A 10661-nucleotide genomic window follows, 5' to 3' on the forward strand; every position below is an offset into this window, starting at 1 on the left:
GCGATCTCGGTGACCCGGCGTCCCAGCCGCTTGCCGGTGCGCAGATAGAAGGGGACGCCCGCCCAGCGGCGGTTGTCGACCTCCAGTTTGACCGCGGCGTAGGTGTCGGTCTTCGACTGCGGGTCGATGCCCTCCTCCTGGAGGTACCCGGCGACCTTCTCGCCGCCCTGCCAGCCGGCCGCGTACTGCCCGAACACGGTGTGCCCGCCGAGCTCCTCCGGCAGCTTCACCGACCTGAGGACCTTCAGCTTCTCGGTGAGCAGCGCCTCGGCGTCGAAGGCGATCGGCTCCTCCATGGCGGTGAGCGCCATCAGCTGGAGCAGGTGGTTCTGGATGACGTCCCGGGCGGCGCCGATGCCGTCGTAGTAGCCGGCCCGGCCGCCGATGCCGATGTCCTCCGCCATCGTGATCTGGACGTGGTCGACGTACGACCTGTTCCAGATCGGCTCGTACATCTGGTTGGCGAAGCGCAGCGCCAGGATGTTCTGGACGGTCTCCTTGCCCAGGTAGTGGTCGATGCGGAAGACCTGATCCGGCTCGAACACGTCGTGCACGATCGCGTTGAGCTCGCGGGCGCTCGCCAGGTCGTGCCCGAACGGCTTCTCGATCACGGCGCGCCGCCAGGAGCCCTCGGGCGCGTCGGCGAGACCGTGCTTCTTCAGCTGCCGGACCACCTTGGGGAAGAACTTCGGCGGCACGGAGAGGTAGAACGCGTAGTTGCCGCTGGTGCCCCGTGAGGCGTCCAACTCGTCGACGGCAGACCGCAGTTGCTTGAACGCGGTGTCGTCGTCGAAGTCGCCAGGGATGAACCGCATCCCCTCGGCGAGCTGCTGCCACACCTCCTCGCGGAACTCGGTACGAGCGTGCTCGCGCACGGCGTCGTGCACGACCTGGGCGAAGTCCTGGTCGGCCCAGTCACGCCGGGCGAACCCGACCAGCGAGAAACCCGGCGGCAGCAGACCCCGGTTGGCTAGGTCGTAGACGGCAGGCATCAGCTTCTTGCGGGACAGGTCACCGGTGACGCCGAAGATGACCAGACCGGAGGGGCCGGCGATGCGGGGGAGCCTGCGGTCGCGGGAGTCACGAAGGGCGTTGCTCCAGGCGGGGTCCGGGACCTCCGCGCCGGCCTTCCCGGGTGCCGCTGCGGCCTTCGAGACCGCGGGGGAGGCCGTGGCCTCCGCGGCCCGGGTCTCCCCGGCCGCCGGAGCCTCGCTCCCGGTCACCGGAGCACCCTCGGCCCTCTCCTCGGTCCCGGATCCCTTCGTCGCGTGACGTTCCTTGCTCATTCCGCTTCGGCCCCCTTGCCCTTCAGCGAAGTCGTGACGGCGTCCAGCAGGTCCTGCCAGGCCACCTCGAACTTGGCGACGCCCTCGTCCTCGAGCTGCTTGACGACCTCGTCGTAGGAGATTCCGAGCCGCTCCACGGCGGCGAGGTCGGCGCGGGCCCGGGCGTAGCCGCCGGTCACCGTGTCGCCCTGGATGTCGCCGTGGTCGGCGGTGGCGTCGAGGGTCGCCTCCGGCATGGTGTTCACCGTGCCCGGCGCGACCAGTTCGTCGACGTACAGCGTGTCCTTGTACGCCGGGTCCTTCACTCCGGTGGAGGCCCACAGCGGGCGCTGCCTGGTGGCCCCGGCCTCGGCGAGGGCGAGCCAGCGCTCACCGGCGAAGACCTCCTCGTACGCCTCGTAGGCGAGCCGTGCGTTCGCCAGCGCCGCCCTGCCCCTGAGCGCGAGGGCCTCGTCCGTGCCCAGCTTCGTCAGGCGCTTGTCGATCTCGGTGTCGACGCGGGAGACGAAGAAGGAGGCCACGGAGTGGATGGCGGACAGGTCGAGCCCGGCGGCCCCGGCCTTCTCCAGGCCGGCCAGGTAGGCGTCCATGACCTGCCGGTAGCGCTCCAGGGAGAAGATGAGCGTGACATTGACGCTGATGCCCTGCCCGATGACCTCGGTGATGGCCGGCAGGCCGGCCTCGGTCGCCGGGATCTTGATCATCACATTGGGACGGTCGACGAGCCAGGCGAGCTGCCGGGCCTCCGCGGCGGTCGCCCGGGTGCGGTGGGCGAGGCGCGGGTCGACCTCGATGGAGACCCGGCCGTCCCGGCCGTCCGTCGCCTCGTACACGGGCCTGAGTATGTCGGCGGCGGCGCGGACGTCGGCGGTGGTCATCATGCGGACGGCCTCCTCGACCGTCACACCGCGCTCGGCCAGGTCGGCCAGCTGCTCCTCGTACCCCTCCCCGGAGCCGATGGCGGCCTGGAAGATGGACGGGTTGGTGGTGACGCCCACCACGTGCTTGGCGGCGAGGAGTTCGGCGAGGTTGCCGGTGGCGATCCGCTTGCGGGACAGGTCGTCCAGCCAGATCGACACTCCCGCGTCGGACAGGCGCTGCAAAGGTCCCGCGGATGCGGTCCTTTCGGTCACTATGATCATCTTCTTTCGTGCGATCGGATCAACCGCGGGCGGCGGCGAGGGATTCCCGCGCGGCGGCGGCCACGTTCCCGGCCGTGAAGCCGTACTCGGCGAACAGGGCCTTGGCGTCGGCGGAGGCGCCGAAGTGCTCCAGGGAGACGATGCGTCCACTCTCACCGACGTACCGGTACCAGGTCAGCGCGATGCCCGCCTCGACCGCCACGCGTGCCTTCACGGACGGCGGAAGGACATGCTCGCGGTACTCGGCGGACTGCTCCTCGAACCACTCCACGGACGGCATCGACACCACCCGGGTACCCACGCCCTCGGCCTCCAGCCGTTCCCGTGCCGCGAGGGCGAGCTGCACCTCGGAACCGGTGGCGATCAGGATCACCTCCGGGGTGCCGGTGGAGGATTCCCGCAGGATGTAACCGCCCTTGGCCGCCTCGGGGTTCGGGGCGTACGTCGGCACCCCCTGGCGGGTGAGCGCGAGACCGTGTGGGGCCGGGGCGGTGGAGTGGCGCCGGAGGATCTCTGCCCAGGCGATCGCGGTCTCGTTGGCGTCGGCCGGGCGGACGATGTTCAGGCCCGGGATGGCGCGCAGGCTGGCCAGGTGCTCGACGGGCTGGTGGGTCGGGCCGTCCTCGCCCAGGCCGATGGAGTCATGGGTCCACACATAGGTGACGGGGAGCTGCATCAGCGCCGACAGGCGCACGGCGTTGCGCATGTAGTCGGAGAACACCAGGAAGGTGCCGCCGTAGACGCGGGTGTTGCCGTGCAGGGCGATGCCGTTCATCGCCGCGGCCATGGAGTGCTCACGGATACCGAAGTGGATCGTGCGTCCGTACGGGTTCGCCTCCGGCAGCGGGTTGCCCTTGGGGAGGAAGGAGCTGTTCTTGTCGATGGTGGTGTTGTTGGAGCCGGCCAGGTCGGCGGAGCCGCCCCACAGCTCGGGCAGGACCGCGCCGAGGGCCTGGAGCACCTTGCCGGAGGCGGCGCGGGTGGCCACCGCCTTGCCCTCCTCGAACACCGGCAGTGCGTCTTCCCAGCCCTGCGGCAGCTGACCTGCGACGACACGGTCGAACAGCCTCGCGCGCTCCGGGTGGGCGCCGCGCCACTCGGCGATCCGCTTGTCCCAGGCCGCGTGTGCCTCGGCGCCGCGGTCCAGGGCCCGGCGGGTGTGACCGAGGACCTCGCCGGACACCTCGAAGGTCTTCTCAGGGTCGAAGCCGAGGACCCGCTTGGTGGCCGCGACCTCGTCCTCGCCCAGCGCCGAGCCGTGCGCGGCCTCGGTGTTCCGCGCGTTCGGGGCGGGCCAGGCGATGACCGTGCGCATCGCGATGATCGAGGGACGCTCGGTCTCGGCCTGCGCCGTCTCGAGCGCCGCGTACAGCGCGTGGACGTCGACATCGCCGTTCTGCGCGGGCTCGATGCGCTGCACGTGCCAGCCGTAGGCCTCGTACCGCTTCAGCACATCCTCGGAGAAGGCCGTCGCGGTGTCGCCCTCGATGGAGATGTGGTTGTCGTCGTAGAGGAAGACGAGGTTCCCGAGCTTCTGGTGGCCCGCGAGCGAGGACGCCTCCGCGGAGATGCCCTCCTCCAGGTCGCCGTCGGAGACGATCGCCCAGATCGTGTGGTCGAAGGGCGAGGTGCCCTCGGGAGCGTCCGGGTCGAACAGACCGCGTTCGTAGCGGGCGGCCATCGCCATGCCCACCGCGTTGGCGACGCCCTGGCCCAGGGGGCCCGTGGTGGTCTCGACACCGGCCGTGTGGCCGTACTCGGGATGACCCGGCGTCTTGGAACCGTGCGTGCGGAACGCCTTCAGGTCGTCCAGCTCCAGCTCGTAGCCGGCCAGGAAGAGCTGGGTGTAGAGGGTCAGCGAGGTGTGCCCGGGGGAGAGCACGAAGCGGTCACGGCCGGTCCACTCGGGGTCCGCGGGGTCGTGTCGCATCACCTTTTGAAAGATCGTGTACGCGGCGGGCGCCAGGCTCATCGCGGTGCCCGGGTGGCCGTTGCCGACCTTCTGCACGGCGTCTGCGGCCAAAATTCGGGCGGTGTCGACGGCTCGCCGGTCGAGGTCGGTCCATTCGAAACCGTCTGCGCTCTGCGCACTCATCTTCAAGAAGTCCTCACTGGATGCATGATCACTGGCGGAACGTCGTCAAACCTAAAAGTCTGACTTTTGCGGGGGAAGGTGCGCGCGTGTCAGCCTTCGGTGAAAGTGGGACATCGGCAGCGGTACCGAGGTGGCACGAGAAGGACATGGCGGACAGAACCACGCAAGAAGGTGACGGGATCAGGACGTACGCGTTCCCCGTCGACCTGAGCGTCCGCGGCGTCGGCGTCCAGGTGGGCCCCATGGGCCCCGGCCGCACCTGGCACGAGGACGCGCCGCTGGACCGCGTCCACCGCATCGACTTCCACGTGGTGATGTTCTTCAACGGCGGCCCCGTGTCGCACATGGTGGACTTCGCCGAGTACCGGGCGCGCGCCGGTGACGTGCTGTGGATACGCCCGGGTCAGGTCCACCGCTTCTCCCGGTCGAGCGAGTACCGCGGCACCGTGCTGACCATGCAGCCCGGATTTCTGCCGCGCGCCACGGTGGAGGCCACGGGCCTGTACCGCTACGACCTGCCGCCGCTGCTGCACCCCGACGCGGCCGAACTCGCCGGGCTCCGCGCCTCCCTGGCCCAGCTGCAACGCGAGTACGAGGACACCACCACCCTGCCCCTGGGTCTGCACACCGCGGTGCTGCGCCACTCCCTGACCGCGTTCCTGTTGCGTCTCGGGCACCTCGCGGCCGGTTCGGCCGAGGCGGCGCGGGAGCACGCCGACACCACGTTCACCCGATTCCGGGACGCCGTCGAGCAGGGCTTCGCCACCAACCACAGTGTCAGTGCGTACGCCGACGCCCTCGGTTACTCCCGCCGCACCCTGGTGCGCGCCGTCCGCGCCGCCACCGGCGAGACACCCAAGGGCTTCATCGACAAGAGGGTCGTCCTGGAGGCCAAACGTCTGCTCGCGCACACGGACCTGCCGATCGGCCGCGTGGGTGCCGCCGTCGGCTTCCCCGACGCGGCGAACTTCTCCAAGTTCTTCCATCAGCACACGGACACGACACCGGCGGCGTTCCGGGCCGAGCTGCGATGACGAAGGGGGCGAGCGCGCGGCCCGCCCCCTCGACGGGCGATCGTGCGGCCCGCCCCCTCATCGGGCGATCGTGCGGCCCGACCGTCGGTGCCTTCGGCCGGTGTGCTCAGTGACCGAAGTCGAACCAGTTCACGTTCACGAAGTCGCTCGGCTGGCCGCTGGTGAAGGTGAGATACACGTCGTGCGTGCCGGTGACCGGGCTGATGTTCGCCGGCACGGTCCGCCAGCTCTGCCAGCCGCCCGTGTCGGCCAGTGCGAAGCTGCCGATCGGTGCGTTCGTGCGGCTGTCGAGACGCACCTCGACCAGCCCGCTCACCCCGTTCGCGGCGCCGCTCGCGACCCGGCCGTAGAACTGCGTGGCGGCCGTGGAGCCGAAGTTGACACCCTTGTACAGGGCCCAGTCGCCGTTGGCCAGCGAGCCGATGTCCTGTCCGCCGCCGGTGTCCGTGGTGGCCTCCGGGACCACGCCCGACTGGCTGTCGTACGACTCGGCCTGGATCGCGCCGTAGGCGTCCCGGTTGCCGGACGGCGGCGGTGTGGTACCGCTCCCACCGTCGGAGGACCGGAGCACCTGCACATAGTCGACCACCATCGGGTGGCCCGGTTGGGTGCCGCTGTCCGGGCCGCCGCCGAACGCGCCTGGGAAGCCGCCGCCCATGGCCACGTTCAGGATGACGAAGAAGCCGTGGTTCGTGGCGTTCGACCAGGTCGTCGCGTCGACCTGGTTCGCCTTCACGGTGTGGAAAGTGACGCCGTCGAGGGAGAAGCGGATCTCCTCGGGGCTTGTCGAGCGGTCCCACTCCATCGCGTAGGTGTGGAAGCCCGCCTGACATGTCGTGCCGCTACAGGACGTGGAGTTGCCGATGCCGGATGTCTCGTTGCAGGGGCCACCCGGGTTGGTGCCGCAGTGCATCGTCGCCCAGTCGGTGTTGAAGCCCTGGACGTTCTCCATGATGTCCAGCTCGCCGACGCTCGGCCAGTTCTGGTAGTTGCCCCGGTACGGCGCCCCAAGCATCCAGAAGGCGGGCCAGTAGCCCTTGGCCGCGGATCCTGTGACGTTGGGCATCTGGATCCGCGCCTGGACCCGCAGCCTGCCGCCGGCCGGGGGCTGGAAGTCGGTGCGCTTGGTCTCGATGCGGCCCGAGGTCCAGTTGCCGGAGGCGTCGCGGCGCGGGGTGATGAGCAGGTTGCCGTTGCCGTCGAGGGAGACGTTGCCGGTGCCGGACGTCATCGTCTCGACCTCGCCGGTGCCCCAGTTGGCGGGGCCGCCCGGGTAGGAGGTCCCCGTGTCGTACTGCCAGTCGGCCGTGTCGACGCCGGAGCCCGCCGCGCCGTTGAAGTCGTCGAGAAAGACCTGGGTCCAGCCGGACGGGGGAGTGGGTGCGGAGGCGTTCGCGGGCAGGGTGGCGGCCGTCGCGGCGGCCACGGCCACACCCATGGTGCCGAGCACGGCGACCAGGACGCGGCGCAGGGGCCGGCGTCTCGGGGGTATGCCGGAGGTGTCCTTCATATGCTGCCTCATTCGTACGGAGTGTGGGGTGCGCGCATACCGGTGAGAGCCGGGGCCGGTGCGCTGCGGTCGTGAGAGCGCTCTCAACCGCGCCGCCAATGTGCTCTCCGCCACTCCGGCCGTCAAGAGATAAAGCCGAGAAAGTCCTTTGTTGGCACGGGAGTTCAGGCGCCGAAGGGGGAGAGGCCGCCGTATGTGCTCCTGGAGGAACGCCGGCCTGGGATCGCCGCGCCCTGGGCGCCGGGCGCGCCCTCCATGCCGATCACGATCCCGGGCGCCGCGTCCCGCCAGTCGCGGATCTCGGGCCGCCACCCGCGTTCGCCGCTCGCCTCAGCCGCCGCGGCGGCCGCCGGGAGGGCGACGCCGGTGGTGGCCGCCGCGCCCAGCAGCGCGGTGGCCCGCAGGAAGCTGCGTCGGCCGGCTCCGGCCTGGGGGGCCTCCGGGGCAGGGCCCTGCCCCGGCTCGTGCGAAGTGCACACGTCTACTCCGTGGGATCCGTGAAAGGTCGGGGGGTCAGAGGGGGCGGAGGGTCCAGCTCCAGCGGTGGACCGCAGGCGCGATCGGATACGAGGCGGAGGCGCGGGGGCCGCGCGGGGTGGCGCCGGGGTCCCGGTGGGCGGCGTCGATGTGCACCACGCACCCGAGGCGCGCCACCGGCCGGTCGTGGTTCCCGGCCGCGGCCACGTGGGCGGGAGGCCGGGGGAGGGTCACCGATACCCGGCGGGGCTCGTCCAGGCGTACGGAGAGCCCGGTGGCGTCCGGTCCCCAGAGCGAGAAGTGCCGTACGCCGTGCAGGCCGCCGCTTCCCGGGGGACGCGGATGCGAGGTGAACAGGTCGCCCGGCACGGCGGAGTGGTGTCCCACGGGCGCCCTCACGGCGCGGTCCGGGCAGCCCTTCCCGGGCCCCTGCCCGTACCACTTCAGCAGATCCAGCCCCGGGACCGTCTCGAAGACCGAGCCGACCCCCGCCACGTCGAGCAGCGCCCACGGCAGTTCGGCGGTCTCCTGCACCCGGATGCCGCCCTCGACCGCGGTGAACACCTGCTCGTGCCGGACGACACCGGACTCGCAGGCGTACATGCAGACCACGGTCACCGGCCCGTCGTTCCGGCGCACGTCCACCACCGTGCGAACGAACGCGTCGAGCCGCCGGACCCGCCGGCACCCGGCCACGCCGCCCGGTTCGCCGTTGCCGGTGGGCGCCCGCCACAGGGCGAGTGTGGGAGCTGCGGTGAGGAGCGGGTGGACCAGCAGGCCGTTCTCGTCCACCTCGACGGACCGGCCCGGAACCGGGAGGGCCTGCTCGGGGGCGGGTCCGCGCAGCCGTACCTGCGGCATGTACACCTCGGCGCCGCGCGGTGCCCACGGCTCGTCGTGCGCCGTGCGCGCCCGCAGGGTCAGCCAGGCCTCGCCACCCTCCTTGGGCAGCGTGAACGGCAGCGTCACGGCCGCCGACTCGCCCGGAGCGAGGCGGGGCAGCTGCGCCGGGGCCGTCAGCGTGGGGCCGTCCGCCGGCGACAGCTCCCATTCGGCGGTCAGCCGGTCCAGGCCCCGGAGGTGCTGCCGGCCCCGGACGACCACGCCCTCGTGCCGGTAGCACTCCAGCCGGACCGGCGCCGCGACCTCCCGGTGCCCGTCCATGGCCGGCTCGGGCGTGCGGTCCGGGAAGACCATGCCGTCCGCGCAGTCCGCGCAGTCAGCGCCGTCGTCCGGGACGTCCCCGAAGTCACCGCCGTACGCCCGGCGGTTGCCGGGCGCGGCGACACCGTTGTCAAACAGTCCCGCGCCACCGCGCCCGGCCGGTCTTCCGTTGCTCACGGGCTGGACAATGCCGTGGTCCCAGAACCCCCGGATGAAGCCGCCCTGAAGGCCCGGGGTGGACTCGATGGCGGCCCAGTGCTCCGGCCGGCGTGCCGTGGCTGTCGCCCATGGCGGCGTGACGAGGTGCGCGCGTACTCCTCGTATGTCGGCGTGCGGCCGGTTTGCGGATGGAAGTATCGATGACCGGAACCAGTGGCGGCATGGTGGTGAGGAACGAACCGGTCGACTCGGCGACCCCGTCCTTTCTCGCAGAGGCGGGCGCCGGGATGATCGTGGCAGGAGAGGTGCAAGCGTGAAGCTGACGATTCTGGGCGGCGGCGGATTCCGGGTGCCGCTTGTGTACGGCGCGCTCCTCGGGGACCGTGCCGAGGGCCGGGTCACCCGTGTCGTGCTGCACGACCTGGACGCCGGGCGGCTGTCCGCGGTGGGGAGGGTGCTTGCCGAACAGGGGGCGGATGTGCCGGACGCGCCCGAGGTGACCGCCACGACCGACCTCGACGAGGCGCTGCGCGGGGCCGACTTCGTCTTCTCCGCGATCCGCGTCGGCGGCCTGGAGGGACGCGCGGACGACGAACGGGTGGCGCTCGCGGAAGGCGTCCTCGGTCAGGAGACGGTGGGTGCGGGCGGCATCGCGTACGGTCTGCGCACCGTGCCCGTCGCCGTCGACATCGCGCGGCGCGTGGCCCGGCTGGCCCCCGACGCCTGGGTCATCAACTTCACCAACCCCGCGGGTCTCGTCACCGAGGCCATGTCCCGCCACCTCGGGGACCGCGTCATCGGCATCTGCGACTCCCCGGTCGGGCTCGGCCGCCGTATCGCCCGTGTGCTCGGCGTCGCCGACCCGCGCGAGGCCTTCGTCGACTACGTCGGCCTCAACCACCTCGGCTGGGTGCGCGGACTGCGCGTCGCGGGCCGTGACGAACTGCCGCGGCTGCTCGCCGACCCCGGCCTGCTCGGCTCGTTCGAGGAGGGCAGGCTGTTCGGCGCCGACTGGCTCCGGTCCCTCGGCGCGGTTCCGAACGAGTACCTGCACTACTACTACTTCAGCCGCGAGACGGTCCGTGCGTACCGGGAGGCCGAGAAGACCCGGGGCGCCTTCCTGCGCGACCAGCAGGCCCGGTTCTACGAGGAGATGAAGCGTCCGGACGCCGCGGCCCTCGAGACCTGGGACCGCACACGGGCCGAGCGCGAGGCCACGTACATGTCCGAGAACCGGGAGACGGCGGGCGCGGGCGAACGCGAGGCGGACGATCTGTCCGGCGGCTACGAGAAAGTGGCCCTCGCCCTGATGCGGGCCATCGCCCGCGACGAGCGCGCCACCCTGATCCTCGACGTGCGCAATCGCGGCACCCTGTCCGTGCTGGACTCCGAGGCGGTCATCGAGGTGCCCTGCCTGGTGGACGCCAACGGCGCCCACCCCATCGCGGTCGACCCGCTGCCCGGCCACGCCACCGGCCTGGTCTGTTCGGTCAAGGCGGTCGAGCGCGAGGTGCTGTCCGCGGCCGAGTCCGGCTCACGCGCAACGGCGGTGAAGGCGTTCGCACTCCATCCGCTCGTCGACTCGGTCAACGTCGCCCGGCGGCTCGTCGACGGCTACACCGCCGTCCACCCCGGCCTCGGGTACCTCAGGTAGTCCCATCGGCGTGGGGGTGGCCCCCCGGCCCCCCCCCCCCCCCCCCCCCCCCGGCCCCCCCGGGGGGGGGGGGGGGCCCCGCCCCCTGGGCTGGGGGATGCCGGCGCAGTTTCGCACCCCCCCCCCGCCCCGGCCGGGCC

At 71.7% G+C, this 10661-nt stretch carries 6 protein-coding genes and 2 pseudogenes; 2 read left to right on the forward strand and 6 right to left on the reverse strand.

What is annotated here, in order from left to right:
- From zwf to tkt, 3 genes are all read right to left on the reverse strand, one after another.
- Positions 1 to 1286 (reverse strand): glucose-6-phosphate dehydrogenase (gene zwf / locus LZ604_RS34870; protein ID WP_234520192.1); only part of this gene is annotated, 1286 nt, incomplete at its 3' end.
- On the reverse strand, positions 1283 to 2428 hold the full coding sequence (gene tal / locus LZ604_RS34875) for a transaldolase (RefSeq protein WP_234520194.1): 1146 nt from the start codon (positions 2426 to 2428) through the stop codon (positions 1283 to 1285). The genes zwf and tal, both read right to left, overlap by 4 nt.
- A 19-nt stretch (positions 2429 to 2447) precedes the next feature.
- Entirely contained in the window at positions 2448 to 4523 is a 2076-nt protein-coding gene (gene tkt / locus LZ604_RS34880) for a transketolase (protein WP_234520195.1), read from the reverse strand.
- A 146-nt stretch (positions 4524 to 4669) separates the two neighbouring features.
- Between tkt and LZ604_RS34885 the strand changes: the two genes are divergently transcribed.
- The gene (locus tag LZ604_RS34885) at positions 4670 to 5557 is read left to right on the forward strand and encodes a helix-turn-helix domain-containing protein (RefSeq protein WP_234520198.1); all 888 of its coding nucleotides are present in this window, start codon (positions 4670 to 4672) and stop codon (positions 5555 to 5557) included.
- Positions 5558 to 5663: 106 nt separating this feature from the next.
- Here LZ604_RS34885 and LZ604_RS34890 read toward each other — a convergent pair whose 3' ends face one another.
- From LZ604_RS34890 to LZ604_RS34900, 3 genes and pseudogenes are all read right to left on the reverse strand, one after another.
- Entirely contained in the window at positions 5664 to 7067 is a 1404-nt protein-coding gene (locus tag LZ604_RS34890; RefSeq protein ID WP_234520200.1) for a glycoside hydrolase family 16 protein, read from the reverse strand.
- A 188-nt stretch (positions 7068 to 7255) separates the two neighbouring features.
- Positions 7256 to 7546, reverse strand: a pseudogene (locus LZ604_RS34895) (hypothetical protein); the annotation flags it as partial.
- Positions 7547 to 7580: 34 nt separating this feature from the next.
- Positions 7581 to 9000 (reverse strand): annotated as a pseudogene (locus LZ604_RS34900) (beta-galactosidase domain 4-containing protein); the annotation flags it as partial.
- Positions 9001 to 9180: 180 nt separating this feature from the next.
- Here LZ604_RS34900 and LZ604_RS34905 point away from each other — a divergent pair.
- Complete coding sequence (locus LZ604_RS34905; RefSeq protein ID WP_234520201.1) at positions 9181 to 10521, forward strand: 6-phospho-beta-glucosidase; 1341 nt, start codon at positions 9181 to 9183, stop codon at positions 10519 to 10521.
- Positions 10522 to 10661 lie beyond the last annotated feature (140 nt).

The organism is Streptomyces glomeratus (genome assembly GCF_021462825.1).
GTDB classification, from domain to species: domain Bacteria; phylum Actinomycetota; class Actinomycetes; order Streptomycetales; family Streptomycetaceae; genus Streptomyces; species Streptomyces glomeratus.